25 protein-coding genes are annotated in these 26564 nt (G+C 69.0%); 13 read left to right on the top strand and 12 right to left on the bottom strand.

Annotated elements, in window-relative coordinates:
* Nucleotides 1-165: 165 nt before the first annotated feature.
* Nucleotides 166-1053, bottom strand: coding sequence for a glycosyltransferase family 2 protein (locus GD1_RS15705; RefSeq protein ID WP_059038119.1), 888 nt, complete (start codon nucleotides 1051-1053; stop codon nucleotides 166-168).
* Nucleotides 1044-2027, bottom strand: a complete 984-nt coding sequence (locus GD1_RS15700) for a glycosyltransferase family 2 protein (protein ID WP_059038117.1) — start codon at nucleotides 2025-2027, stop codon at nucleotides 1044-1046. The genes GD1_RS15705 and GD1_RS15700 overlap by 10 nt, the downstream gene beginning before the upstream one ends.
* 149 nt (nucleotides 2028-2176) lie before the next feature.
* Here GD1_RS15700 and GD1_RS15695 point away from each other — a divergent pair, with 149 nt between their 5' ends.
* Complete coding sequence (locus GD1_RS15695) at nucleotides 2177-2965, top strand: SDR family oxidoreductase (RefSeq protein WP_059038114.1); 789 nt, start codon at nucleotides 2177-2179, stop codon at nucleotides 2963-2965.
* A 2-nt stretch (nucleotides 2966-2967) separates the two neighbouring features.
* Nucleotides 2968-4167 (top strand): lycopene cyclase family protein, encoded by a 1200-nt coding sequence (locus GD1_RS15690; protein WP_059038112.1) that lies wholly within the window; start codon nucleotides 2968-2970, stop codon nucleotides 4165-4167.
* Here GD1_RS15690 and GD1_RS15685 read toward each other — a convergent pair.
* From GD1_RS15685 to GD1_RS15650, 8 genes are read right to left on the bottom strand one after another with little or no spacing between them, the layout of a single operon-like run.
* On the bottom strand, nucleotides 4106-4465 hold the full coding sequence (locus tag GD1_RS15685) for a DnaJ family domain-containing protein (protein ID WP_083534260.1): 360 nt from the start codon (nucleotides 4463-4465) through the stop codon (nucleotides 4106-4108). The two genes, GD1_RS15690 and GD1_RS15685, sit on opposite strands and share 62 nt — an antisense overlap.
* A gap of 31 nt (nucleotides 4466-4496) precedes the next feature.
* Nucleotides 4497-4961 (bottom strand): metal-sulfur cluster assembly factor, encoded by a 465-nt coding sequence (locus tag GD1_RS15680; protein WP_083534258.1) that lies wholly within the window; start codon nucleotides 4959-4961, stop codon nucleotides 4497-4499.
* Nucleotides 4958-5428, bottom strand: coding sequence for a Fe-S cluster assembly sulfur transfer protein SufU (sufU, locus tag GD1_RS15675; protein WP_059038108.1), 471 nt, complete (start codon nucleotides 5426-5428; stop codon nucleotides 4958-4960). Before sufU ends, GD1_RS15680 begins: the two co-directional genes overlap by 4 nt.
* Nucleotides 5428-6723: a SufS family cysteine desulfurase gene (locus GD1_RS15670; protein ID WP_059038106.1), complete on the bottom strand. Its 1296-nt coding sequence runs from the start codon at nucleotides 6721-6723 to the stop codon at nucleotides 5428-5430. The genes sufU and GD1_RS15670 overlap by 1 nt, the downstream gene beginning before the upstream one ends.
* Nucleotides 6724-6769: 46 nt before the next feature.
* Nucleotides 6770-7543: a Fe-S cluster assembly ATPase SufC gene (gene sufC, locus GD1_RS15665; protein ID WP_020790818.1), complete on the bottom strand. Its 774-nt coding sequence runs from the start codon at nucleotides 7541-7543 to the stop codon at nucleotides 6770-6772.
* Nucleotides 7544-7592: 49 nt separating this feature from the next.
* Nucleotides 7593-8801: a Fe-S cluster assembly protein SufD gene (sufD, locus tag GD1_RS15660; protein ID WP_059038104.1), complete on the bottom strand. Its 1209-nt coding sequence runs from the start codon at nucleotides 8799-8801 to the stop codon at nucleotides 7593-7595.
* The gene (gene sufB, locus GD1_RS15655; protein WP_059038102.1) at nucleotides 8801-10252 is read right to left on the bottom strand and encodes a Fe-S cluster assembly protein SufB; all 1452 of its coding nucleotides are present in this window, start codon (nucleotides 10250-10252) and stop codon (nucleotides 8801-8803) included. Before sufB ends, sufD begins: the two co-directional genes overlap by 1 nt.
* On the bottom strand, nucleotides 10249-11073 hold the full coding sequence (locus GD1_RS15650) for a helix-turn-helix transcriptional regulator (protein WP_053776504.1): 825 nt from the start codon (nucleotides 11071-11073) through the stop codon (nucleotides 10249-10251). The genes sufB and GD1_RS15650 overlap by 4 nt, the downstream gene beginning before the upstream one ends.
* Nucleotides 11074-11242: 169 nt before the next feature.
* Between GD1_RS15650 and mptB the strand changes: the two genes are divergently transcribed.
* The 4 genes from mptB to GD1_RS15630 all read left to right on the top strand — a co-directional run bounded on the left by mptB (nucleotide 11243) and on the right by GD1_RS15630 (nucleotide 15963).
* Nucleotides 11243-13042, top strand: a complete 1800-nt coding sequence (gene mptB, locus GD1_RS15645) for a polyprenol phosphomannose-dependent alpha 1,6 mannosyltransferase MptB (protein WP_059038100.1) — start codon at nucleotides 11243-11245, stop codon at nucleotides 13040-13042.
* Nucleotides 13043-13148: 106 nt separating this feature from the next.
* Complete coding sequence (locus GD1_RS15640; RefSeq protein ID WP_059038098.1) at nucleotides 13149-14144, top strand: ABC transporter ATP-binding protein; 996 nt, start codon at nucleotides 13149-13151, stop codon at nucleotides 14142-14144.
* Nucleotides 14141-14962 carry an ABC transporter permease gene (locus tag GD1_RS15635; protein WP_059038096.1) on the top strand — a complete coding sequence of 274 codons (822 nt, stop codon included), beginning with the start codon at nucleotides 14141-14143 and terminating at the stop codon, nucleotides 14960-14962. The genes GD1_RS15640 and GD1_RS15635 overlap by 4 nt, the downstream gene beginning before the upstream one ends.
* Nucleotides 14959-15963, top strand: coding sequence for a COX15/CtaA family protein (locus GD1_RS15630; RefSeq protein WP_053776501.1), 1005 nt, complete (start codon nucleotides 14959-14961; stop codon nucleotides 15961-15963). Before GD1_RS15635 ends, GD1_RS15630 begins: the two co-directional genes overlap by 4 nt.
* 163 nt (nucleotides 15964-16126) lie before the next feature.
* On the opposite strand, the gene GD1_RS15625 is transcribed toward GD1_RS15630, so the two are convergent.
* On the bottom strand, nucleotides 16127-16504 hold the full coding sequence (locus GD1_RS15625) for a hypothetical protein (protein WP_059038094.1): 378 nt from the start codon (nucleotides 16502-16504) through the stop codon (nucleotides 16127-16129).
* Between the two features lie 154 nt (nucleotides 16505-16658).
* Between GD1_RS15625 and GD1_RS15620 the strand changes: the two genes are divergently transcribed.
* Both GD1_RS15620 and GD1_RS15615 read left to right on the top strand, forming a co-directional pair.
* Nucleotides 16659-17165, top strand: coding sequence for a phosphoribosyltransferase (locus GD1_RS15620; RefSeq protein WP_020793481.1), 507 nt, complete (start codon nucleotides 16659-16661; stop codon nucleotides 17163-17165).
* A 133-nt stretch (nucleotides 17166-17298) separates the two neighbouring features.
* Entirely contained in the window at nucleotides 17299-18264 is a 966-nt protein-coding gene (locus GD1_RS15615; protein WP_059038092.1) for a quinone oxidoreductase family protein, read from the top strand.
* Between the two features lie 97 nt (nucleotides 18265-18361).
* Here the strand turns inward: GD1_RS15615 and GD1_RS15610 are convergent, their stop codons facing one another.
* Entirely contained in the window at nucleotides 18362-19291 is a 930-nt protein-coding gene (locus GD1_RS15610; protein WP_373855331.1) for a heme o synthase, read from the bottom strand.
* A 517-nt stretch (nucleotides 19292-19808) separates the two neighbouring features.
* Between GD1_RS15610 and tkt the strand changes: the two genes are divergently transcribed.
* The 5 genes from tkt (at nucleotide 19809) to pgl (ending at nucleotide 26388) form a co-directional block, all read left to right on the top strand.
* Nucleotides 19809-21887, top strand: coding sequence for a transketolase (gene tkt, locus GD1_RS15605; RefSeq protein WP_059038088.1), 2079 nt, complete (start codon nucleotides 19809-19811; stop codon nucleotides 21885-21887).
* A 138-nt stretch (nucleotides 21888-22025) separates the two neighbouring features.
* Nucleotides 22026-23138, top strand: a complete 1113-nt coding sequence (tal, locus tag GD1_RS15600; RefSeq protein ID WP_059038087.1) for a transaldolase — start codon at nucleotides 22026-22028, stop codon at nucleotides 23136-23138.
* 4 nt (nucleotides 23139-23142) lie between these two features.
* Nucleotides 23143-24684, top strand: a complete 1542-nt coding sequence (gene zwf, locus GD1_RS15595) for a glucose-6-phosphate dehydrogenase (protein WP_059038085.1) — start codon at nucleotides 23143-23145, stop codon at nucleotides 24682-24684.
* 52 nt (nucleotides 24685-24736) lie between these two features.
* Nucleotides 24737-25654: a glucose-6-phosphate dehydrogenase assembly protein OpcA gene (locus GD1_RS15590; protein WP_059038082.1), complete on the top strand. Its 918-nt coding sequence runs from the start codon at nucleotides 24737-24739 to the stop codon at nucleotides 25652-25654.
* Nucleotides 25651-26388 (top strand): 6-phosphogluconolactonase, encoded by a 738-nt coding sequence (gene pgl, locus GD1_RS15585; RefSeq protein ID WP_059038080.1) that lies wholly within the window; start codon nucleotides 25651-25653, stop codon nucleotides 26386-26388. The genes GD1_RS15590 and pgl overlap by 4 nt, the downstream gene beginning before the upstream one ends.
* Nucleotides 26389-26564 lie beyond the last annotated feature (176 nt).

Here is a 26564-nt window from a genome sequence, read left to right as displayed (position 1 = left end):
TCCGCTCCTCATCGGCTCAACCACCGTGCACCACTCGATGATTGAGCCGGGACCGAGCGAAGCGAGGACCCGAGTCGAAATCTCCGCAGTATTCGTCTTGTAGCGACCACCTCCGAAGTGGTCACGCCGACGAACTCGGCCGTCTGAGGTTTCGACCACGCCTCGTCATTCGCCTCGGCGCGCGGCGAGGGTCGCCTCCAGGACCCGGCGGGCACCGAACCGTGCGGTCTCGACGCCCGGGTCGCGGAGCAGTGCCCGGGCGGCGGCGACCGTCGAGACACCGGCGGTGGGGAGGACACCGCCCCGATCGGGCCACAGCAGATCCGACAACACCGCATCGGGCAGCGGGCGCGCCCCCACCCGAACCGCGTGCGCGGCCGCGATCCGCAGGTGCGCGGCGCGCTGTGCGTCGGCGTGGCGGTCACTGACCTGACCGGGGTGAATCCGGTACAGATAGCCGACCATCGGGATGTTGCCGATCTCCCCGTACTCCGAGAGCCGGGCATAGAACTCGTAGTCCTCGGCGTGGGTGAACTCGGGGTCGAAGCGGATTCCGGTGCGCCGGAGGACCTCGGTGCGCATCATCGCCGACGCCCCGCACAGGCAGCCGGCGAGCAGTAGCCGATGCCGGCAGGCAGCGTCGGACCTCGGCATCCGGACGCGGCCGGACATCGCGCCGAACAGTTCGTAGTCGGTGCCACACACGACCGCATCGGGATGCTGTGCGAACCAGTCCAGTTGGGCCTGCAGCCGACCGGGTGCACACAGGTCGTCGGCGTCCATCCGGGCCAGGAACACCCCGCGGACCTCGTCGAGTCCCCGGTTGAGTGCCGACACCAGTCCCCCGTTGGGCTGCGACACCACACGCACCCGAGGGTCGTCGATCTCGGCGAGGGCGTCCACGGACCCGTCGGTCGAGCCGTCGTCGACGATCAGCACCTCGAGATCGTCGACGCCCTGCGAGAGCACCGAGCGCACCGCGGCCACGATGTAGGGGGCGGCGTTGTAGACCGGGATCAGCACGGTCAGCAACGGTGAATCGGTCAACGCCATTGCAGCACCGTCGAATACAGCCTGGGGGTGAACTTCACCATCACCGCGAACACCATCTGCCGGTAACGCCGCCCCGCCCACAGGGCGGTCAGATCCCGCAGCGCGATGTCACCGCGCACCCGGTCCACGGCACGACGCGACAACGGTGTCTGCCCACCCGCGTGTGCGGCCCGCATGGCGACATGGGCCACCGAGGTGAGCACCTCGCGGTACCGGAAGCCGACGTACTCGCGGTTCCAGCGGCGGTCCCCCAGCCTCGACCGCAGGAGGTCGTGTACCTGGTCCTCGACGGTGAACAGATCGAAGGTGGACTCGCTCAGCGCGGTCGACAGCGACCCCTCGCGGTACAGGTACCGGTAGAGCGGGTCGGCGACGGTGGCCACCCGTGGGACCGAAAGGGCCAGCGCCAGGGTGCTCGCGAAGTCCTCATAGGCCTGGTCCTGCGCCCACGGACGCTCGCCGAGGATCTCGCGGCGGAACAGTTTGGTGCAGGCATACGCCTTGGCGCGGCCGCACAGGATCTCGCGGGCGTAGCGTTCCCCGCTCAGCACGGCATGGCGCGGCTCGGCCTCGTCGATACCCAGCGTGTACCCGTCGATGTCGACCCGCCGGGTGCGCGCCACCGCGATCTGGGCGTCGGCCTCGACGAGTACCGACACCAACCGGTCGACGAAGTCCGGCTCCGCCTCGTCGTCGCTGTCGAGGAACCACACCAGGTCGGTGGTCAGCGCCGCCAGTCCGGTGTTCCTCGCCCGCCCGAGCCCCCCATTGCTCGGCTGGGTGATCAGAATGTGCTCGCGGCCGTACTCGGCCAGCACCCGCTGCGCGATCTCGATCGAGTCGTCGTCGCCACGATCGTCGACGAGGACGATCTGGTCGACCGGATATGTCTGCGTCAGAACAGATTCCACAGATCCCCGAATGTACGGAGCGCTGTGGTACACCGGGATCACCACCCCCACTGTCGGCCGCACTCGGCCACTCCTCCCCGGTTCCGCCACCGCGAAATCCACTACCACGAACGCACCGGCCGAGTCTCGACCATAAGGTTAGGCTAAGTATATTGACAGGTTCTGCGCGTGGATCCGCGACCCACCCCGAGGCGGCCGGATAGGGTGACGACGTGACCGAGACCACCGGATTCCCGACCCCTGACCTGACCGGCCGATCGGCTGTCGTCACCGGCGCCAGCCGGGGCATCGGCCTGGCCATCGCCACCGAACTCGCCCGCCGCGGCGCCGCCGTGGTGATCACCGGACGCAAACCCGAACCGCTCGAGGCCGCCGTCCAGGAGATCCGCGACGCCGTTCCCGGAGCCCGGGCGCTCGCCGTCGCAGGCAACACCGGCGACGCCGGGCACCGGGCCGAAGCGGTGGCCGCGGCCGTATCCCACGGCGGCATCGACATCCTGATCAACAACACCGGGATCGCCCCGACCGCCGGCCCCCTGATCGACGCCGACCTCGGTGCGGTCCGCAAGACCTTCGACACCAACGTCGTCGCAGCCCTCGGCTACGTCCAGGAAGCCTACCGGGCGGGTATGGCCGAGACCGGCGGTGCGGTGGTCAACGTCGCATCGGTGGCCGGGCTGCGCTCGACCGGCTCGATCGCCGCCTACGGCGCATCCAAGGCGGCGCTGATCCGACTCACCGAGGAACTCTCCTGGGAACTGGGACCGCGGCGCATCCGGGTCAACGCGATCGCACCCGCCATCGTGCGGACGAAGTTCGCCGATGTGCTGATCAGCGGCGACAAAGAGGCCGAGGCCATCGCCCGCTATCCGCTCGGCCGGCTCGGCGTCCCCGCCGACATCGCCGCCGCCGCAGCCTTCCTCGTCAGCGAGCAGGCATCGTGGATCACCGGGGAGACCCTGCGCGTCGACGGCGGCCTGCTCGCCACCGGCGCACTCTGACGGTGCCCGGCCACCCACGGTTCACCGACGATCCGACGGTCGTCGTGGTGGGTGCCGGACCCGCCGGTCGCAGCCTGACGCACCGGCTGATCCGCCACGGCGTCGCGACCACCCTCGTCGACCCGCATCCCACGCGGTCCTGGACACCGACCTACGCCGCGTGGACCGACGAACTGCCCGGCTGGGTGCACCCCGAGGCGATCGCCGCGACCACCGCGGCGATCGCCGCCCACGCGCACCGCCCGATCCGGATCGATCGCTCCTACACCGTGTTCCACACCGACGGCCTGCAACGATCCCTGGCCGTCGACGACGCGACCGTGATCACCGCCCGGGCACGGGAGGTCGCCGAACACCATGTGGTGCTCGACGACGGACGAGTGCTGGGTGCGACACATGTGATCGACTGCCGCGGACCGACCGGGCGCCCCCGCCCACGCCAGACGGCCTTCGGCGTCGTGGTGCCCACGGCGGCGGCACGAACGGCGATCGGGGACGCCGAGGCGGTGCTGATGGATTGGCGCGCACCGCAATCGGAGGATTCGTGGGATGCCGACGGTCCGGCACCGTCGTTCCTCTACGCGGTCCCGGTGGCCGATGATCGCACACTGCTCGAGGAGACATGTCTGGTCGGCGATCCGGCCGTGACGATCGCCGAACTGGCCCAACGGCTCTCGCGTCGTCTGGCGGGTACCGGCATCGATTCGCGACACGCCGGGCACACCGAACGGGTGTCGTTCCCCATGCTCGGGGCGACCCTGCGTCCGTGGCGATGCCGGCCGCTGCGGCACGGTGCCGCCGGTGGACTGCTGAACCCGACCACCGGTTACGGGGTGGCCGCGATGCTCACCGCCGCCGACGACGTCGCCGCTGCGATCGTCGCCGGTTCCGATGCGGTGTCGGTGATGTGGCCGGCGCGGGCGCGGGCGGTGTGGCGGCTGCGGGTCGCCGGACTCGGGGTGCTGCTCGACCTCGATCCGGCCCAGACCGTCGACTTCTTCGACGCATTCCTGTCACTACCACCGCCCGCGCAGCGCGCCTACCTCAGCGACCGTGCCGACCTGGCCGGCACCCTCACCACGATGGCGCGGGTGTTCGGCACCCTCGACGCCAGCGGTCGCCGGACGGTGCTGCGTTCGGTCAGCCGCGTAGATCACGCCATCGGGCGAGCATCTCGCCGACGTCGATCGTCCGCGCGATGACATGCGATTGCGGCCCCATCGACGGCCGCAGCCGGTCCTGACGGACCCGGCGGTTGAAGTCCTCGAGGATCGTGCGCACCGCCTGCTCGTCGGCGATACCGCGCAACGACTCCGGGAACGCGTCGCGCTCCTTGCGTAGTTGCAGGGTGGGCGGCAGCAGGACCGACGAGTCGAGTTCTTCCTCGCGGATCTTCTGCTTGGCCCACCAGTCCGGGTCGTCGAGACCGGCCAGGTTCAACGGTTTCCCGAGTCCCGGCAGATCGTCGAAGTCGCCGCGTTCGGTGGCCTCCCGGATCATCCGTTCGACCCGGGACTCGCCGACCGGGGGTTCAGACGGTGAACCCGAGGGCACGCAACTGCTCGCGGCCGTCGTCGGTGATCTTGTCCGGACCCCACGGCGGCAGCCACACCCAGTTGATCTCCATGTCCGTGCACAGTCCGCTGCTGACCAGGGCGCCGCGCGACTGGTCCTCGATCACATCGGTCAGCGGGCAGGCAGCCGAGGTGAGCGTCATGTCGATCTTGGCGACGGCGTCGTCGGTGATCTCGATGCCGTACACCAGACCCAGGTCCACCACGTTGATGCCGAGTTCGGGGTCGACGACGTCACGCATCGCCTCCTCCACGTCCTCGAGCAGCGGCAACGAGGTGCTGACCGGCGCCGGGGTGGCGGCAGGGGTGCTCGCCGGATCCGTGGTTGCCTGATCCGTGGTTGCTGTGTCTGTTGTCGGTGTGTCGGTGGCGACCCCGGCCTCGGTGGTCGGGGTCTCAGAAGTGGTGGTGTTCTCGCTCATGCCGTCTCCGCTCGTTCCGCTCCGGCCGCATCGACCGTCTGTGCCAACGCGTCCTTGAACGCCATCCATCCCAGCAGGGCGCATTTGACCCGTGCCGGATACTTGCTGACCCCGGCGAAGGCGATGCCGTCACCGATGATCTCCTCGTCGCCCTCGTCCTCGCCGCGCGAGGTCATCATCGCGGTGAACGAGTCGAGGGTGGCCATCGCCGTCTCGAGGTGCTCACCGACCACCTGGTCGTAGAGCACCGAGGTGGAGGCCTGTGAGATGGAGCAGCCCTGGCCGTCGTAGGAGATGTCGGTGACCGTGCGTCCGTCGTCGGACAGCGCTACCCGCAGGGTGACCTCGTCACCGCACGTCGGGTTGACGTGATGGACCTCGGCACCGAACGGCGCACGCAGTCCACGACCGTGCGGATGCTTGTAGTGATCCAGGATGACGTCCTGGTACATCTGTTCCATCCGCATCAGCGCGACACCCCGAAGAACTCCTGGGCCCGCACGATCGCGGCGGCCAGCGCATCCACCTCGGCGACGGTGTTGTACGCCGCGAAGGAGGCCCTCGCGGTCGCGGCGACACCGAACCGGCGATGCAGCGGCCACGCGCAGTGATGCCCGACGCGGATGGCGACGCCCTCGTCGTCGAGGATCTGCCCGAGATCGTGGGCGTGGATCCCGTCGACCACGAACGACACGGCACCGCCACGGTTCTCGGTGGTCGTCGGGCCGATGATCCGCAGTCCACCGATCCCCCCGAGGGTGTCGAGAGCGTGGGCGACCAGGGTGTGCTCGTGCTCGGCGACCGCATTCATCCCGAGCACCGACAGATAGTCGACGGCGGCACCGAGCCCGACGACCTGCGAGGTCATCGGCACGCCCGCCTCGAACCGCTGCGGCGGCGGGGCGTAGGTGGAGACCTCCATCGAGACCGTCTCGATCATCGATCCGCCGGTCAGGAACGGCGGCAGTGCCTCGAGCAGCTCGCTCTTCCCGTACAGCACGCCGACCCCGGAGGGACCGAACATCTTGTGTCCGGAGAACGCCGCGAAGTCGACGTCGAGTGCGGTGAAGTCGACCGCCATGTGCGGCACCGACTGGCAGGCGTCGAGCACCACCAGCGCGCCGACCGCACGTGCTCGACGCACCAGCTCCGCAACATCGGCGACGGCACCGGTCACATTGGACTGGTGGGTGAACGCGACCACCTTGACGGTGTCGTCGAGTTCCAGCGAGTCCAGGTCGATCCGGCCGTCGTCGGTGACCCCGTACCACCGCAGAGTGGCACCCGTCCGGCGGCAGAGTTCCTGCCACGGAACGAGATTCGCATGATGCTCGAGTTCGGTGATGACCACGGTGTCGCCGGCACCGAGCGGCTTGCCGCCCAGCACCGACCCCGACCGGTCGTCGCCGAGGGTGTAGGTGACCAGGTTCAGCGATTCGGTGGCGTTCTTGGTGAACACCAGCTGATCGGCGGTGGCACCGACGAAGCGGGCGATCTTCTCGCGCGCCTGCTCATAGGCGTCGGTGGCCTCCTCGGCCAGCTGATGCGCACCACGGTGCACCGCCGCATTGCGGGTGACCAGGAAATCCCGTTCGGCGTCGAGTACCTGCAACGGACGCTGCGAGGTGGCCCCGGAGTCGAGGTACACCAGCGGTTTGTCGTCGCGGACGGTGCGCGCGAGGATCGGGAAATCCGCGCGCACCGCGTCGACGTCGAACGTGGTGGCCGGGTGCGTACCAACCGTGTCGGCCGAAAGGGTCACGGTTCCTCCTGCTTGAGAGTGGGCTGGGTGCTGCAGGGCGGTGAGGTCAGCCGGCAGCGGCAGCCGAGGTGAACCGCACGTAGCCGTTCTCCTCCAGCTCGTCGGCCAGCTCGGGGCCGGCCGACTCCACGACGCGGCCGTTGACGAAGACGTGCACGTAGTCGGGCTTGATGTAGCGCAGGATGCGGGTGTAGTGCGTGATCAGCAGGAGGCCGCCGTTCTCGCGCTCCTTGTACCGGTTGACGCCCTCGCTGACCACGCGCAGCGCGTCGACGTCGAGGCCGGAGTCGGTCTCGTCGAGGATCGCGATCTTCGGCTTGAGCAGGTCCAGCTGCAGGATCTCGTGGCGCTTCTTCTCTCCACCGGAGAATCCCTCGTTGACGCTGCGCTCGGCGAACGACGGGTCGATCTCCAGCGCGGTCATCGCCTCCTTGGTCTCCTTGACCCAGTGGCGCAGCTTGGGGGCCTCGCCGCGCACGGCGGTGGCGGCGGTCCGCAGGAAGTTCGACATCGAGACGCCAGGAACCTCCACCGGGTACTGCATCGCGAGGAACAGTCCGGCGCGGGCACGCTCGTCGACGCTCATCTCCAGCACGTCCTCACCGTCGAGGGTGATCGACCCGGAGGTGACCTCGTACTTGGGATGACCGGCGATCGCATACGACAGGGTGGACTTGCCGGAGCCGTTGGGGCCCATGATCGCGTGGGTCTCGCCGGACTTCACGGTCAGGTCGACACCCTTGAGGATGTTGATGGGTTCGGCGTCGGCGTCGGTCTGGGCGACGTTGACGTGGAGGTCACGGATCTCGAGTGTGCTCACGGATGTTTCCTTGCTGATCTCTGGGCTGTGTGTGGTGGTGTGGGTGGCGTCAGGCGCCGGCGTGCTCGAGCTCTGCCTCGACGGCGGCCTCGAGACGCTCACGCAGGGCCGGCACCGCGATCTTGGCGATGATCTCGCCGAAGAAGCCGCGGATCACCAGGCGGCGGGCCTGCTCCTCGGGGATACCGCGGGCCTGCAGGTAGAACAACTGCTCGTCGTCGAACCGGCCGGTGGCACTGGCATGTCCGGCACCGACGATCTCACCGGTCTCGATCTCCAGGTTGGGTACCGAGTCGGCGCGGGCGCCGTCGGTGAGCACCAGGTTGCGGTTGAGTTCGAAGGTGTCGGTGCCCTCGGCCTCGGGCCGGATCAGGACGTCACCGATCCACACCGTGTGGGCCTCGCGCGACCGGTCGGTGCCGTCGCCCTGCAGCGCTCCCTTGTAGATCACGTTGGAGCGGCAGTGCGGCTGGCTGTGGTCGACGAGCAGACGCTGCTCGAGATGCTGTCCGGCGTCGGCGAAGTACAGGCCCCACATCTCCACGTCACCGCCGGGGGCGTCGTAGTGGATGATCGGCGAGAGCCGGACCAGGTTGCCACCGAGGCTGATCGCGAAGTGGCGGACCACCGCGTCGCGACCGACCTTGATGTGGTGGGCGGCCACGTGCACGGCATCGTCTTCCCAGTCGTGCACGTTGACCACGGTCAGCGACGCCTGATCGGCGACGACGAACTCGATGTTCTCCGCGTAGGTGCCGCTGCCCTTCTGGTCGATCACGACGACGGCGCGGGCGAACGGTTCGAGGCGGATCTGCAGGTGCCCGTAGGACACCTCGTCGACCCCGGCCCCGGTGATCGTGACGGTCACCGGCTCGCTGAGTTCGGTCTCCTTGGCGACGGTCACGATGGTGGCGTCGTCGAACGACGAGTACGCCTGGGCGGCGACCCGGTCGAACGGGACGCCGGCCTGGCCCAGGCGCGCGTCGGTGCGCTCGACGGTCTCCACGATCACGCCGTCGGAGACGCCCTCGACGGTGACGCCGGCCTGTGCGGTGGCCTTGGCGGTGCCGTCGTGCAGGCCGCGCAACCGGCGGAACGGGGTGAACCGCCACGCCTCCTCACGCGGGCTGGGGATCTCGAAGGCGTCGACGTCGAACGAGGTGAACAGCTCACCCTTGTTCAGTGCGACGGCCGCGTTGTCGGTGACAGGTGCCCCACCGGAGACGGTCTCGGCCTGGGTGTTCACGGGGTCCGCCATCAGCCGACCGCTCCTTCCATCTGCAGTTCGATCAGCCGGTTGAGTTCGAGTGCGTACTCCATCGGCAGTTCCTTGGCGATCGGCTCCACGAAGCCGCGCACCACCATCGCCATCGCCTCGTCCTCGGTGAGGCCGCGGCTCATCAGGTAGAACAACTGGTCGTCACTGACCTTCGAGACGGTCGCCTCGTGGCCCATCGTGACGTCGTCCTCACGGATGTCGACATACGGGTAGGTGTCGCTGCGCGAGATGGTGTCGACCAGCAGCGCATCACACTTCACCGTCGAGCGGCTGCCGTGCGCACCGTGGTTGATCTTGATCAGACCGCGGTACGAGGCGCGGCCGCCGCCCCGGGCCACCGACTTGGAGACGATGTTGCTCGAGGTGTTCGGCGCGAGGTGCACCATCTTGGAACCGGTGTCCTGGTGCTGTCCCTCGCCGGCGAACGCCACCGAGAGCACCTCGCCCTTGGCGTATTCACCGGTCAGCCACACGGCCGGGTACTTCATCGTGACCTTGGAACCGATGTTGCCGTCGATCCACTCCATGGTGGCGCCGGCCTCGGCCTTGGCGCGCTTGGTGACCAGGTTGTAGACGTTGTTCGACCAGTTCTGGATGGTGGTGTACCGGCAGCGGCCACCCTTCTTCACGATGATCTCGACGACCGCCGAGTGCAGCGAGTCGGTCTTGTAGATCGGCGCGGTGCAGCCCTCGACGTAGTGCACGTAGGCGCCCTCGTCGACGATGATCAGGGTGCGCTCGAACTGGCCCATGTTCTCGGTGTTGATCCGGAAGTAGGCCTGCAGCGGGATGTCGACGTGCACGCCCGGCGGGACGTAGATGAACGATCCGCCCGACCAGACGGCGGTGTTCAGCGCGGAGAACTTGTTGTCGCCGGCCGGGATGACCGAACCGAAGTACTCGCGGAACAGCTCCGGGTGCTCACGCAGACCGCTGTCGGTGTCGAGGAAGATGACGCCCTTGGCCTCGAGGTCCTCACGGATCTGGTGGTAGACCACCTCGGACTCGTACTGCGCGGCGACACCGGCGACCAGACGCTGCTTCTCCGCTTCCGGGATACCCAGCCGGTCGTAGGTGTTCTTGATGTCCTCGGGCAGTTCCTCCCAGGACGTGGCCTGCTTCTCGGTGGACCGCACGAAGTACTTGATGTTGTCGAAGTCGATGCCGTCGAGCTCGGCGCCCCAGTGCGGCATGGGCTTGCGATCGAAGATCTTCAGCGCCTTGAGCCGCTGCTCGAGCATCCACTCCGGCTCGTTCTTCTTGCCGGAGATGTCGGTGACCACGGCGTCCGACAGTCCGCGCTGCGCGCTGGCACCCGCGGCGTCGGAGTCGGCCCAGCCGTAGCCGTAGTGGCCGAGGGAGGCAATGGTCTCCTCCTGCGACAGCGGTGCCGCCTTGCCGGGTGTCACGGTGGGATCGGTGACTGTCATCGCGAGGCCTTTCGACTCGTGGCGGTCCGGGCGGATGCGGGCTGTGCATCGCTCGGTTCTTCTGGGGTGTTCGTGGGGTTGGTGCGGGTGGTGGACGTGGCACCGTCGGGCGGTGGATCCGGAGCCGACAGCGGTACCGGATGCGGCAGCGGTACGTGGGTGGTACAGGCGCAGTCGCCGTTGGCGATGGTCGCCAGGCGCTGGACGTGCGTGCCGAGCAGTTCGGTGAACACCGCGGTCTCGGCCTCGCAGAGTTCGGGGAACTCCGCGGCCACGTGCGCGACCGGGCAGTGGTGCTGGCAGATCTGGATACCCGATCCGACGACCCGCGTGTTGGCCGAGTACCCGGCACCGGTCAGCGCGTCGGCGATGCCCTGCACCGTGGTCGGTACCGCGTCGGGACCGTCGGCCGGGGTGACCTCGGCGACGATCCCCTCGATCCGTTCCCGGGCGAACGACTCGACGGCATCCGATCCGGCGACATCACGGAGTTTGCGCATCGCGGCACCGGCGAGGTCGTCGTAGGCGTGCCGCAACTTGCCCCGCCCGGACGGCGTCAGCTGGAACCACTTGGCCGGACGTCCCCGGCCACCGCGCTGTCCGAAACTGCCCTGGGCGGTCTGCACGTCGCCGGCCGCGGTCAGCGCGTCGAGGTGCCGGCGCACCCCCGCCGCAGAGATCCCGAGACGCTCGCCGATCTCGCCCGCGGTGAGCGGTCCGTCCTCGACGAGGAGGGCCACGACCGCGGCGCGGGTCTGCCCATCGGGGTGGTTGACACCATGATGGGCAGCGTCGACTGTGGGCTCGACATCGCTCGGCATGGTTTTCACAACGCAAGTGTGACGTAATTGATTCCCCGGTTCCAGGAAGGGTGCCCTTAGCCCACCTGCCGGATCGGCGCGGACCCTCGGCGGGAGCGGGCTCGAACCGACCATCGATCCACGTCATCGGGCCACCCACTACAGTCGTCGTGTGCCAGAAACCACAGTGATGCGTCGTGCCCCGAGGCTGCGCCGCGTGCTCGACCACGTGGGACTGACGAAGCCGGCCAAGTCGGATGCCCCGGGCGTCGACCGACGTGGCGACTACGGCGTCAGCGTCGCCAAGCTGCACGATCGGGAACGCGACGCCGGGCCGCTGACCGCCGACGAGAACCGCCGGTTGCTGCGGATCAAACTGTTCGGCGCCACCGGATCGGTGCTGCTGCTGATCGGGTCGCTGGCCACCGGACAGATCCCGGTCCTGCAGAACCCGGTCGCCGGGATGCGGGTGCTCTCCCTGCCGTCCCGGATGTGGAGCACCGCGCTCACGCTGTCCATCGGCGGCACGATCATGCTCGTGGTCGCGTGGCTGCTGCTCGGGCGGTTCGCGGTCGGCCGCTTCGGTGTCGAGGTGCTGCACGGCCGGAGCCCGGAACGCCGCATGACGCGTGCGCAGGCCGATCGCACGCTGCTGGTGTGGATCGCGCCGATCATCGTCGCCCCACCCCTGCTCAGCAAGGACGTCTACTCCTATCTCGCGCAGAGCGCCATCGCCTACCACGGCATGGATCCGTACAAGGTGAGTCCGCTGCGGGGGCTCGGCGTGGAGAACGTCCTGACCCGGTCGGTGCCGAATCTGTGGCGCGACACCCCCGCGCCCTACGGTCCGTTCTTCCTCTGGATCGGCAAGGGCATCACCGCGGTCACCGGCGACAGCATCACCGCGGCGATCTTCCTGCACCGCGTCGTGGCCCTGATCGGTCTGGCACTGATCGTGTGGGCACTACCCCGCCTGGCCCGCAGGTGCGGTGTCTCGCCCGTCGCCGCACTCTGGCTGGGTGCGATGAATCCGCTGGTGATCTTGCATCTCGTCGGCGGGATCCACAACGAGTCCCTGATGCTCGGCATGATGCTCGTCGGCCTGGAGCTGGCGTTCCGGGCGGTGTACGGCACCGAATCGTTACGCCTTGAGGGCCGGCCGCTGCCGTCGCGGGCGGGTTGGCTGCTGCTCGCGGGCACCGCCGTCGTCGCACTCAGTGCACTGGTCAAGGTCACCTCGATCCTCGCGCTCGGCTTCCTCGGCATCGCCCTGGCCAGACGCTGGGGCGCCACCCTGCCCTCGCTGCGCGGGGCACCGGTGCGGCAGTGGTGGTCGCGCTCGCGGACCACGGTGTACACCCTGACCGCGTCGGCGGCCCTGATGGCGGTGGTGCTGCTGGTGGTGATGCTGCTCGTGGCCCTGGCCTCCGGTCTGGGCTTCGGCTGGCTGTCGACCACGTCGACCGGTGCGATCGTGCGGTCGTGGATGTCGTTGCCCACCCTGGCCTCGGTGACGACCGGCCGGCTCGGGATCTATCTGGGGCTCGGTGACCAGACCCAGGCCCTGCTCGACGTCGTCCGCCCGCTCGGCGAGCTGGTCGCCGCGATCTTCGTGATCCGGTGGATGCTCGCGGCACTGGCCGGACGCCTGCACCCGCTCGGCGCGCTCGGCGTGTCCATGGCGACCGTGGTGGTCTTCTTCCCGTTCGTCCAGGCCTGGTACCTGCTGTGGGCGGTCATCCCGCTCGCCGCGTGGGCCACCCGGCCGTGGTTCCGCATCTCCACCATCGCCGTCACCGCCATCATCGCCATCGTGGTGATGCCGACCAGCTCCAACACCAGCGGCGTGGTCCTCGCGCAGGGACTGCTCGCCGGTGTGATCATGGTCGCGGTGATGACCGCGCTGTTCTTCGAGGACTGGCCGTGGCGTCGCCTACGACGCCGCAGGTCGGCCGACGCCGACGGCGACCGAACCGTCTCCGGGACCTGAGGGGTGACATCGCCCACCGGCGGGCGGCGTTTTCGCTTGTGCGAGCGCAGGGAATACTCTGACGGGTGTGCGTAGCGCGACCTCCCCGCCGTCCAGCGACGGTCCGATGACCGATCGTCACCCAGACGGCTCCCCGGCCGCACGCACCTCCGCCGGAGTCACCTCCGGTGCGTCGCGGCGGGCCGCAGAGCCCGCGCTACGGGTGGAAGGCCTGGTCAAGAGCTTCGGTGACCGCACCGCGGTCGACGGCCTGGACCTCGAGCTCGCCCCCGGATCCCTGCTGGCCCTGCTGGGCCCCAACGGTGCGGGCAAGACCACCACCGTCGAGATCTGTGAGGGATTCCAGTCCGCCGACGCCGGCACCGTCCGCGTCCTCGGACTCGACCCGCGCCGCGAGAACGACGAGCTACGCCGCCGGATCGGTGTGATGCTGCAGGGCGGCGGCGCCTACCCCGGCGCCCGCGCCGAGGAGATGCTGCGGTTGTGTGCCGCCTACTCCGCCGACCCGCTCGACCCGGACTGGCTGCTCGACGCACTCGGCCTGGTCGACGCCGCGCGCACTCCCTTCCGACGCCTCTCCGGCGGCCAGCAGCAACGCCTGTCGCTGGCGTGTGCGATCGTCGGACGCCCCGAGATGGTGTTCCTCGACGAACCGACCGCCGGCCTCGACGCCCACGCACGCCTGGTGGTGTGGGAGATCATCGACCGCTTGCGCGGCGACGGGGTGTCGGTACTGCTGACCACCCATCTGATGGACGAGGCCGAGGAACTCGCCGACCACGTCGTGATCATCGACCGCGGCCGGGTGGTGGCCGACGGCACACCCGCCGACCTGACCAGCCGCGGCGCGGAGAACGAACTGCGCTTCACCGCCCCCCGCGGCCTCGACCTGTCTCTGCTGCGGCTGGCCCTTCCCGAGGGCTATCTGTGCTCCGAACCCACCCCCGGCAACTATCTGGTGGCGGGGGCGATCGTGCCGCAGATCCCGGCGACCGTCACCGCATGGTGCGCCCGGATCAATGTGCTGGCCACCGACCTGCGGGTCGAGACCCGCAGCCTCGAGGACGTGTTCCTCGACCTGACCGGAAGGGCGTTGCGATGACCGCCGTCACCGACCGCGGCGCACCCGAACCGACCACCCCCCGGTTCCCGCCCGGCACGTTCACCCCACGCCCGGCCCCGGCCCCGCTGCCGGCCATGCTGGCCGCACAGACCCGCCTCGAACTGCGGTTGCTGCTGCGCAACGGCGAACAGCTGCTGCTCACCATGTTCATCCCGATCACCCTGCTGATCGGTCTGTGTCTGCTCCCGCTGGACACCAGCCTCGGCTCCACCACCGCCGAGCGCGCCGCGACCTTCGTCCCGGCGATCATGACCGTCGCGGTGATGTCCACCGCGTTCACCGGTCAGGCCATCGCGGTGGGCTTCGACCGCCGCTACGGCGCCCTCAAACGACTCGGTGCCACCCCCATCCCCCGCTGGGGCATCATCGCGGGCAAATCCCTCGCCGTGGTGATCGTGGTGATCCTGCAGTCCCTGATCATCGGCGGGATCGGCGCATGCTTCGGCTGGCGGCCCGGATTGCTCGGACTGGTCCTCGGTGCGGTCGCCATCGCGATCGGCACCGTGACCTTCGCCACGCTCGGACTGCTGCTCGGCGGCACCCTCAAGGCCGAGGTGGTCCTGGCCCTGGCGAATCTGCTCTGGTTCGCCATGGTCGGCGTCGGCAGCATCACGGTCATGCAGGACCGGGTGCCCGCCGCGGTGTGGTGGGTCGCCCGGTGCATCCCGTCGGGGGCGCTGACCGAAACTCTCGAACAGGCGACCCACGGCGGCTTCGACGTCGTCGGCGTGGTCGTGTTGCTGATCTGGGCGGCCATCGGTGGTTCGCTCGCTGTGAGGTGGTTCCGATTCCAATGACGACTTCCGAGAAGACCGGTGCCGAGCACCCGGTGTCCGACTCCCCGCCGCCCGCCCCCGGCCGGTTCGACCGGATCCCCGGGTTCGGCCGGCCCACCGCACGGTTCGTGCACCGCTGGACGATCGCCAACCTGGTCGCCAACGTCGGCATCGTCGTCACCGGTGGTGCGGTCCGCCTGACCGGCTCCGGTCTGGGCTGCCCCACCTGGCCGCAGTGCACCGACTCCTCGTTCGTGCCGCATCAGGCACTCGGCTATCACGGCGCGATCGAGTTCGGCAATCGCATGCTCACATGGGTGCTGATCGTCGTCGCGATCGCGACCTGGGCCGCCGTGTGGCGACGCACCGAGTCGACCCGCCGCGACCGCACCCTGATCACCCTGATCGCGCTCGGCATCCCGTTCCAGGGCGTGATCGGCGGCATCACGGTGCTCACCGACCTCAACCCGTGGGTCGTCTCGCTGCACTTCGTGCTGTCGATGGTGCTGGTCTCCGGTGCCACCGTGCTGGTCTTCCGGACCAGTCCGTATCCCCGTGAACTCGGCCCGACCGGCGCGCTTCCGCGCCTGGGCCGGGCGTTGTCGTGGATCGCCTACCTGCTCACCTGGGTGTCGATCTACCTGGGCACCGTGGTGACCGGTTCCGGGCCGCACGCCGGCGACACCGAGGCGCCGCGCAACGGGCTCACCCCGTCGCAGACCACCCAGCTGCATGCCGACGCGGTGTTCGTGCTGATCGGTGTGGCGATCGCCATCCTGGTGCTCACGCGGGTGTTGCAGATGCCGCAGTCGCGGGCCGCACTGACCTTCTTCGGGCTGCTGGTGCTGCAGGGCATCATCGGCATGGTCCAGTACTTCACCGACCTGCCGATCCTGCTGGTCCTGCTGCACATGCTCGGCAGCGGCCTGCTGCTCATCGGCGCGACCTGGCTGGTGTTGTGGTTCGGGCTCAGCGAACGCGCGCCACACGATGCGGGCACCCTGGCCCCCGCCGGAGCCTGAGCTCCAGGCCCCATAGCGACGAGAAGGGCGCCCACTCGGATCGAGTGGGCGCCCTTCTCGTCGCAATGGACTCGTTGATGCGGACCGGGCACGATCGAGGACCGGCGCGGTTCAGATCCGGGGTCGCTCGGGCCCGGCGGCGCCGGGCCATCACGTCGGAACGTCAGAGGATCGCGCGGTTGCGCGGCTTCGGGAAACGCTTCTGGCCGGCAACCCATCCCGCCATCTGCTTGTAGTGGCCCGGCTTGACGTCCACCGACGACACGAGGTCGCGGTCCCACTCGCCCACCTCGACCCCGGCGACGGCGTCGACGACGGCCTTGGCGGTCGCCTCGTCGGCCACCACGCGGTCACCCAGGATTCCGCCCTTCTCACCCACCAGGGTGATCCGGACACCGGCGGCACCGATCGCCTGCAGCACCGCGGTGGCCGATCCGCCCTCGCGGCTCACGAACTTCTCGATCGAGGCGACCACTTCACGCGGCACGGCAACCGGTGCGGGCTCGGCCTCGGTGGTCTGGGTGTCGGGCTGGCTGCTCATGGTCCCAGAGCATACCGGCGGCGATCCTCGACACCGCAGGCAGAGCGCCGATCGCCGACGTCATCGGGACCCAGGTCACAGCGACGCCGTGCCCGCAGGGACGGATACGTCACTCGATTCGGTGTGTGGGCACCGGACTTGGCACAGTGGTCGCATGGAAGCACCCCCTCTTTCCGAACGTGAGATCCTCACCTGGGAGATGAACGGCCAGGCGTGCCGCGAACTGGCCCAGCAGGTCGCCGACGACGGCTTCGTCCCCGACATCATCCTCGGCATCGCCCGCGGCGGCCTGATCCCGGCCGGCGCCATCGCCTATGCCCTCGACTGCAAGCTGATGATCTCGCTCAACGTCGCCTTCTACACCGGCGTCGGAGAGACCCTCGCCGAGCCGGTGATGCTGCCGTCCCTGCTGGAGAGCAGCGGCCTGCACGACCAGAAGGTACTCGTCGTCGACGACGTCGCCGACTCCGGCAAGACCCTCGCGCTGGTCGACGAGTTCTGCGAGCAGCAGGGCCGCGTCGCCGAGGTCCGCAATGCGGTGATCTACCGCAAGCCGCACACCATCACCGTGCCCGACTACTGCTGGCGCAGCACCGACAAGTGGATCAACTTCCCCTGGTCGGTCGAACCGCCGGTCACACCCGCGATCCCGACCGCCTAGTCCCGGCGGGCTGGGCACCCCGACCCCCGGGGTGCCCACCCACCACGCCGTATCCACCCACCCCCGGTCCCGCCGTGTGATCACCCACCCACCGCGGTCCCGCCGGGCAGGGTCGGCCGTGTAGAACAGGGACATGCACGCTGTCCAGGTAACCCGACACGGCGGACCCGACGTCCTCGGCTACGGCACCATCGACGACCCCATCCCCGGTCCCGGTGAACTGCTGGTCCGGACGGGCGCGGTCGGCGTCAACTTCATCGACACCTATCTGCGGCGGGGTCTCTACCCGTCACAGCCCCCGTATGTCCCCGGTACCGAGGGCGCCGGTGAGGTGATCTCGGTGGGCGCCGAGGTCACCGCGTTCGCGCCCGGCGACCGGGTCTGCTGGTGCGACACCAACGGGTCCTATGCCGAACTCGTCGCGGTGTCCGCCGACCGGGCGGTGGCCATCCCCGACGGCGTCCCCGACGAGGTCGCGGGCAGCTCGTTGCTGCGCGGCCTGACCGCCCACTATCTCCTGGACGGCAGTGCCCATCCCGTCGCCGGCGACACCGTCCTGATGCACGCGGGCGCCGGCGGGGTGGGCCTGATCCTGACCCAGCTGGCCAAGCGTAAGGGCATCCGGGTGATCACCACGGTGTCCACCGACGCCAAGGCCGAGTTGTCGGCGTCGGCCGGCGCCGACCACGTACTGCGCTACGGCGACGACCTGGTGGCCCAGGTGCGCGAGCTCACCGACGGCAAGGGCGTACAGGTCACCTACGACGGGGTCGGGGCCAGCACCTTCGACCAGTCCCTGGCGGCCACCCGCCTGCGCGGAACGGTGGTGCTCTTCGGTGCGGCCAGCGGCCCGGTCCCGCCCTTCGACCTGCAGCGCCTCAACACCGAGGGGTCGTTGTCGGTGACCCGGCCGACCCTCGCGCACTTCATCGCCGACCCCGACGAGCTCGCGTGGCGGGCATCGGAGTACCTCGGCGCGGTGGCCGACGGCCTCGACGTGCGGGTGGGCCAGCGCTACCGCCTCGCCGACGCCGGCCAGGCGCACGCCGATCTGGAATCACGCGCCACCACCGGGTCGACGGTGCTCGTACCCAACTAGAACCCTCACGACGACGAGCGGCCGCCGGCTTCTGCCGGCGGCCGCTCGTCGTCGAAGTCGTTCCGGAGAACGCGCGTCGGATCGGACGCGTCTCGGATCAGAACAGGGACGCGATGGTCGGGAGGTTGACGACCGCATCGATCGCGAGGCCGCAGAACAGCAGGGCGAGGTACTCGTTGGACTGCAGGAAGATCTTCAGCGGGGCCACCTCGGCACCGTTGCGGGTGTCGCGGTAGAGCTTGGTGACCCGCTCGACGAACCATCCGCCGGCCAGCACCGCGACCGCGGCGTAGATCCAGCTCGCGGCCGGTACCAGCACCAGCGACGCGATCACCGTCGCCCAGGTGTAGAAGAGCATCTGACGGGTGACGCGCTCGTCGGAGGCGATCACCGGCAGCATCGGCACGCCGGCCGCCCGGTAGTCCTCGCGGTAGCGCATGGCCAGTGCCCACGTGTGCGGCGGCGTCCAGAAGAAGATGACGAGGAACAGCACGATCGGCTGCCAGCTCAGCGAACCGGTCACCGCGGCCCAGCCGACCAGGGTCGGCATACAGCCGGCTGCGCCACCCCAGACCACGTTCTGCCAGGTCCGGCGCTTGAGGATCATGGTGTAGACGCCGACGTAGAAACCGATCGTGACGGTCACCAATAGGGCGCTGAGCAGGTTCGCGGCAAAGAACAACACCAGGAACGACGCGACCCACAGCACCAGGCCGAAGACCAGTGCGTGACCGGTCCTCACGGCCTGACGTGCAAGTGGCCGGCGAGCGGTCCGCCGCATCTTCTTGTCGATGTCGGCGTCGACGACCATGTTCAGCGTGTTGGCGCTACCGGCACCGAGCCACCCGCCGAGCAGGGTGAACAGGATGACCCCGATGTCGACGTGGCCGCGATCGGCCTGCAACATCACCGGGATCGTCGCCACCAGCAGCAGCTCGATCACCCGCGGCTTGGTCAACGCGATGTAGGCCAGCACGGTCCCCCGGATGCGAGCACCCAGTGACTGCGGACCCGGATCGGTCGCCACGCTCTCGGGGCTGGGGGTGTGCTGGGACGCTGCGGCGCCCTCTCCACTCACACGTTCCCCAATCCTCACGTCGACTCCTCGCCTGCCCGGCCGTTGCGACCCGCGTGCCTTGGCTGTGCCGATCGGCGGACAACCGACGGCCGTAGACCCGGGGCCGGCGACACGTCCAGGCAGTTGACAGAACCGATAGAACAGCGTGCCGCGGCTACTACAGAGCATGGTAGACCGTGGCCCTCGCGATCCGAGAATCGCGGGGCACCCCGGCCGCCGAGACGACGATTGCGGCAGCACTGGAACCGCCCGCGTGACCGGCGGGGACCCGGGCCATTACTCTGGGACCCGTGAGGTCTCTCCGACGTCCACCGGAGTCCCGGGTCGATGCACCCGGAACTTCGTCAACGTCGATCCACCATCCGCACGGACACCGGCGGTCGGCATCGACCGAACCGCTCCGCCCCGACGTGCGATCACATCACCAGCAACCCGCATCCGAATAGGCACAGGAGACTGCAGGACAGTGGCCGACACAGATCAGATCCGCGAACTCACCACGGCGGTTCACCCCGACGACTGGAGCGAGGTCGACACCCGTGCGGTGGACACCGCACGCATCCTCGCCGCCGACGCCGTGCAGCGATGCGGCAGCGGCCACCCGGGCACGGCGATGAGCCTCGCTCCCCTGGCCTACACCCTGTACCAGCGGGTGATGCGCCACGATCCGTCCGATCCCGAGTGGGTCGGACGCGACCGCTTCGTCCTGTCGTGCGGCCATTCGAGCCTCACCCAGTACATCCAGCTCTACCTCGGCGGGTTCGGCCTGGAGCTCGGTGACCTCGAGGCACTGCGCACCTGGGGCTCGCTGACCCCCGGTCACCCCGAGTACCGCCACACCAAGGGTGTCGAGATCACCACCGGCCCGCTCGGCCAGGGACTCGCCTCGGCGGTCGGCATGGCCTATGCCGCCCGCTACGAGCGCGGCCTGTTCGATCCGGACGCCGCCCCCGGCACCAGCCCGTTCGACCACACCATCTATGTCATCGCCTCCGACGGTGACATCGAGGAGGGCGTCACCTCCGAGGCGTCGTCGCTGGCCGGCACCCAGGAACTGGGCAACCTGATCGTCTTCTACGACAAGAACCACATCTCGATCGAGGACGACACCAAGATCGCCCTCAGCGAGGACACCGCCAAGCGTTACGAGGCCTACGGCTGGCACGTCGTGCACGTCGACGGCGGCGAGAACGTCACCGCCATCGAGGCCGCGGTCGCCGAGGCCCGTGCGGTCACCGACCGCCCGTCGCTGATCGTGCTGCGCACCATCATCGGTTACCCGGCGCCCAAGAAGATGAACACCGGCGGCATCCACGGCTCGGCGCTCGGCGCCGACGAGGTCGCCGCCACCAAGAAGGTGCTCGGCTTCGACCCGGAGAAGGAGTTCGAGGTCTCCGACGCGGTGATCGGCCACACCCGCAAGCTCGTCGAGCGCGGCGCCGAGGCCCATCAGCAGTGGCAGACCGGCTTCGACGCCTGGGCCGCGGCCAACCCCGAGCGCAAGGCCCTCTTCGACCGGCTGACCGCCCACGAGCTGCCCGCCGGCTGGACCGACGCGCTGCCGACCTGGGAGCCCGGCAGCAAGGCGACCGCCACCCGCGCCGCATCGGGCAAGGTGCTCTCGGCACTGGCCCCGGTCCTGCCCGAGCTGTGGGGCGGTTCGGCCGACCTCGCCGGCTCCAACAACACCACCATGGACGGTGCCGAGTCGTTCGGTCCGGCGTCGATCTCCACCGACACCTGGACCGCGAACCCCTACGGCCGCACCCTGCACTTCGGTATCCGCGAGCACGCGATGGGTTCGATCCTGTCCGGTATCGCCCTTCACGGACCGACCCGCGCCTACGGCGGCACCTTCCTGCAGTTCGCCGACTACATGCGTCCGGCGGTGCGTCTGGCCGCGCTGATGGAGATCGACCCGATCTACGTCTGGACCCACGACTCGATCGGCCTGGGCGAGGATGGCCCGACCCATCAGCCGGTGGAGCATCTCGCCGCCCTGCGCACCATCCCGAACCTCGACGTGGTGCGGCCGGCCGACGCCAACGAGACCGCCCACGCCTGGCGTCACCTGCTGACCCGCCGCGATCATCCGGTGGGCCTGTGCCTGACCCGTCAGGGTGTGCCGGTGCTCGAGGGCACCTCCTACGAGGGTGTCGCCGCCGGCGCCTACGTCCTGAGCGAGCCCGAGGGTGACGCCCAGGTCGTGCTGATCGGCACCGGCTCCGAGGTCCAGATCGCCGTCGAGGCGCAGGCCGCACTCGCCGACAAGGGCATCGCCGCCCGCGTCGTGTCGATGCCGTGCTTCGAGTGGTTCTTCGAGCAGCCGCAGTCCTACCGCGACTCGGTGCTGCCGCCGTCGTTGCCGAAGGTCTCCGTCGAGGCCGGCGTCGCGATGCCGTGGTACCGGATCGTCGGCGACACCGGCGCGATCATCTCGCTCGAGCACTTCGGCGCATCCGCCGACTACAAGGTGCTGTTCGAGAAGTTCGGCCTGACCGCCGAGGCCGTCGTCGCCGCCGCCGAGCGAGTCACCGGAGCCTAGCCGGCCCCGCAGGTCCCGGGCCGGCGACGAGATCCGTCCGCCGGCCCGGGACCGCACCACAACTTCACACACACGTCCGTCCCCATATCGTCGTCGCCGCCCAACCCGGTGCGGTGGCGAGAACATCAGGAGAGAACCGTGACCCAGAACGAGAAACTCGCCGAATTGTCCGCCGCCGGAGTCTCGGTGTGGTTGGACGACCTGTCGCGTGACCTGATCACCTCCGGTGGTCTCCAGGAAGTGATCGACACCAAGTCGGTGGTCGGTGTGACCACCAACCCGTCGATCTTCCAGGCGTCGATCTCCAAGACCCGCACCTACGATGCGCAGATCAACGAGCTCGCCGCCCGCGACGCCGACGTCGACAGCACCATCCGGACCATCACCACCGACGACGTGCGCTCGGCATGCGACGTCCTCGCACCCGTGTACGCCGCCAGCAACGGCGTCGACGGCCGCGTGTCGATCGAGGTCGATCCGCGGCTGGCACACGAGACCGACAAGACCGTCGAGCAGGCGATCGAACTGTGGAAGATCGTCGACCGCCCCAACCTGCTCATCAAGATCCCGGCCACCAAGGCCGGTCTGCCCGCGATCACCCGCGTCCTCGCCGAGGGCATCAGCGTCAACGTCACCCTGATCTTCTCGGTGGAGCGCTACCGCGGTGTGATGGACGCCTACCTCGCCGGGATCGAGGCCGCCGCCGCGGCCGGTCACGACGTCTCCGCGATCCACTCGGTGGCCTCGTTCTTCGTCTCCCGCGTCGACACCGAGATCGACAAGCGCCTCGAGGCCATCGGCTCCGACGCCGCCCTCGCCCTGCGCGGCAAGGCCGCCCTGGCCAACGCCCGCCTCGCCTACGCCGCATACCAGGAGATCTTCGAGAGCGGTGAGCGGTTCGCGAAGCTGAACGCCAACCCGCAGCGCGCGCTGTGGGCGTCGACCGGCACCAAGAACCCCGAGTTCCCCGACACCCTGTACGTCAGCGAGCTGGTCGCACCGAACACGGTCAACACCATGCCCGGCAAGACCATGGATGCCTTCGCCGACCACGGCTGGGTGAACACCGAGTCGATCATCGGTCAGGATCTGTCCTCGCACGAGGTGTTCCTCGCGGTCGCCGCGGCCGGCGTCGACTTCGACGACGTGTTCACCGTCCTCGAGGACGAGGGCGTCAGCAAGTTCGAGGACGCCTGGAACGAGCTCCTCGACGCCACCACCGCCCAGCTCGACGCGGCGAAGCAGGGCTGATCGCGTGGGCGGCAGCACCTCCGAGACCTGGAAGAATCCGCTCCGCGACCGCCGCGACAAGCGGCTCCCCCGGATCGCAGGTCCGTGCAGTCTGGTCATCTTCGGGGTCACCGGCGACCTCGCCCGCAAGAAGCTCATGCCTGCGGTCTACGATCTCGCCAACCGGGGGCTGCTGCCGCCGTCGTTCGCCCTCGTCGGGTTCGCCCGACGCGATTGGGAGGACGAGGATTTCGCCTCCATCGTCCACGACGCGGTCCGTCAGCACGCCCGCACCGGCTTCCGCGAGGAGGTCTGGGAGCGACTGTCCGAGGGATTCCGCTTCGTCCAGGGGTCCTTCGACGACGACGACGCATTCGTCCGGCTGAAGAAGACCCTGCTCGACCTCGACGCGGCGCGCGGCACCGACGGCAATCACGCCTTCTACCTGTCGATTCCGCCGAAGGCCTTCCCGACGGTCTGTGAGCAGTTGCAGCGCAGCGGCCTGGCCACCGAGTCCGAAGATCAGTGGCGCCGGGTGGTGATCGAGAAGCCGTTCGGTCACGACCTCGAGTCGGCCAAGGAACTCAACTCGATCGTCAACGCCGTGTTCCCGGAGTCGTCGGTGTTCCGCATCGACCACTATCTGGGCAAGGAGACCGTCCAGAACATCCTGGCGCTGCGGTTCGCGAACCAGCTGTTCGATCCGCTGTGGAGTTCGCACTACGTCGACCACGTGCAGATCACGATGGCCGAGGACATCGGCCTCGGCGGTCGGGCCGGGTACTACGACGGTATCGGTGCCGCCCGCGACGTCATCCAGAACCACCTGCTGCAGCTGATGGCGCTGGTGGCGATGGAGGAGCCGATCTCCTTCGAGCCCAAGCAGTTGCAGGCGGAGAAGATCAAGGTGCTGTCGGCGACCACCAACATCCTGCCGCTCGACGAGAACACCGCCCGCGGCCAGTACGGTCCCGGCTGGCAGGGCAGCGAGCAGGTGTCCGGGCTGCTCGACGAGGAGGGGTTCGCCAAGGACTCCACCACCGAGACCTATGCCGCGATCGCCCTGGAGGTGGACTCACGACGCTGGGCCGGGGTGCCGTTCTATCTGCGCACCGGTAAACGGCTGGGTCGCCGGGTCACCGAGATCGCCTTGGTGTTCAAACGTGCACCGCATCTGCCGTTCGACAAGACGATGACCGAGGAGCTGTCGCAGAACGCACTGGTCATCCGGGTGCAGCCGGACGAGGGCATCACCTTGCGCTTCGGTTCCAAGGTGCCGGCGTCGAGTATGGAGGTCCGTGACGTCAACATGGACTTCAGCTATGGCACCGCGTTCACCGAGGCGTCCCCGGAGGCCTACGAGCGGCTCATCCTGGACGTCCTGCTCGGGGAGCCGTCGCTGTTCCCGGTGAACGCCGAGGTCGAGCTGGCGTGGAAGATCCTCGATCCGGTGCTCGAGCACTGGGCGTCGGAGGGCAAGCCCGACACCTACGAGTCCGGTACGTGGGGTCCCGAGTCGGCCGACGCCATGATGGCCCGCACCGGCCGCACCTGGCGGCGTCCGTGACCGTCCACCCTTCCCTGCGTGACCACCGCATTCCCCGCCCGAGAGGACAGCGATGATCGTCGACCTTCCCGAGACCTCCACCAATGCCGTCGCCAAGAAGATGGTCGAGCTCCGGGAGGCCGGCGGTGCCGTCAGCCTCGGCCGGGTGCTGACCCTCGTTGTCGTCGCCGACCGCGGTGAACCCACCGAGGCCGCGATCGAGGCGGCGATCGGTGCCAGCAGCGAGCATCCGAGCCGGGTGATCGTGTTGGCGTCGGGCAGCCGCAAAGGCGAGTCCCGACTCGACGCCCAGGTGCGTGTCGGCGGCGACGCCGGCGCATCGGAGGTGGTGGTGCTGACGATGCAGGGCCCGCTCGCCGACCAGCCGCACAGTGTGGTCACCCCGTTCCTGCTGCCGGACTGCCCGATCGTGGTGTGGTGGCCCGGCGCCGCGCCGGAGAACCCGTCGGCGGATCCGATGGGCCGCATCGGCAAGCGTCGCATCCTCGATGCCAGCAAGTCCGCACACCCCGACACCGTGCTGGAACGTCGTCTGGCCGGCTACAGCCCCGGCGACACCGACATCGCGTGGACACAGATCACGCACTGGCGTGCCCTGCTCGCATCGGCGATCGACCGTCCGCCGCACAGCGCGATCACCGCGGTCGACGTGACCGGTCCCGCCCACTCCCCTGGTATCGATCTGCTCGCCGGCTGGTTGCGGGGCACCCTCGAGGTGCCGACGACTCGACAGATCGGCAGCTTCGAGGTGCGGATGCACCGTCCAGAGGGAGCGACGGTGCTGTCGATCGACCAGAACGGCAACGCGGTGATCTCGGTGCCCGACAAGCCGGACGGCAAGGTCGCCATGATGCATCGTGACCTGCCGGTGTGCCTGGCCGAGGAGTTGCGGCGCCTGGACACCGACGAGATCTACGAGCTGGCCCTGCGCGGTGCGGTGCAGATGGCTGCAGAAGGAGCGGCATCGTGACCGTCGAGACCCTGGTGTTCGAGGACAAGCAGACCCTCGTCGACACCGCCGCCCGTCGTTTCGTCGACCTGGTGACCACTGCACAACGTGAGCGCGGCAGCGCCTCGGTGGTGCTGACCGGCGGCTCCAACGGCATCGCGATCCTCGCTGCGCTGGCCGCCGACAGCGGCGACATCGACTGGTCGAAGGTCGACATCTATTGGGGCGACGACCGTTTCGTGCCCGCCGCCGATCCCGAGCGCAATCACGGGCAGGCGGTCGACGCCTTGCTGTCGAAGGTGCCGGTGGAACCGGCGCGCGTGCACCCGATGGCGCCGTCGGACGGCGACTTCGGCGACGACATCGGCGCCGCCGCCGACGCCTACGCCGCCGTACTCGCCGAGGCCGGCGACGGCACGTCTCCGGCATTCGATCTGCACCTGCTCGGCATGGGCGGCGAGGGACACATCAATTCGCTGTTCCCACACACCCCGGCGACCGCAGAAACCACGAAGACCGTGGTGGCGGTGGAGGATTCACCGAAACCCCCGCCGCGCCGGATCACCCTGACCCTGCCGGTGGTGAACCGGTCGGCATCGGTGTGGTTCCTCGTGGCGGGTGCCGACAAGGCGCAGGCCGTGGCCGCCGCACATGCCGGCGCGGCCGCCGCCGACTGGCCGTGCGCCGGTGCGCACGGCACCACCGAGACCGTCTGGTTCCTCGATCGCTCCGCGGCATCGGACCTGCCTGACTGAACCGGGTTTCGCACTCAACCACCTACGCCCGGTTGATGATCGAGACGGGCCGCCACTCCGGTTGCCGAGCCGGACCCTCTCCTCCGATGGTCGAGCCGGGACCGAGCCCCCAGGGCGAGGACCCGTGTCGAGACCCCACAACCCGACAACGTTCGCAACCACCAACGCCCAGTGGG

It is taken from the genome of Gordonia desulfuricans NBRC 100010, assembly GCF_001485495.1.
Classification (GTDB): domain Bacteria; phylum Actinomycetota; class Actinomycetes; order Mycobacteriales; family Mycobacteriaceae; genus Gordonia; species Gordonia desulfuricans.
This window is presented reverse-complemented; position numbering and strand designations above follow the sequence as displayed.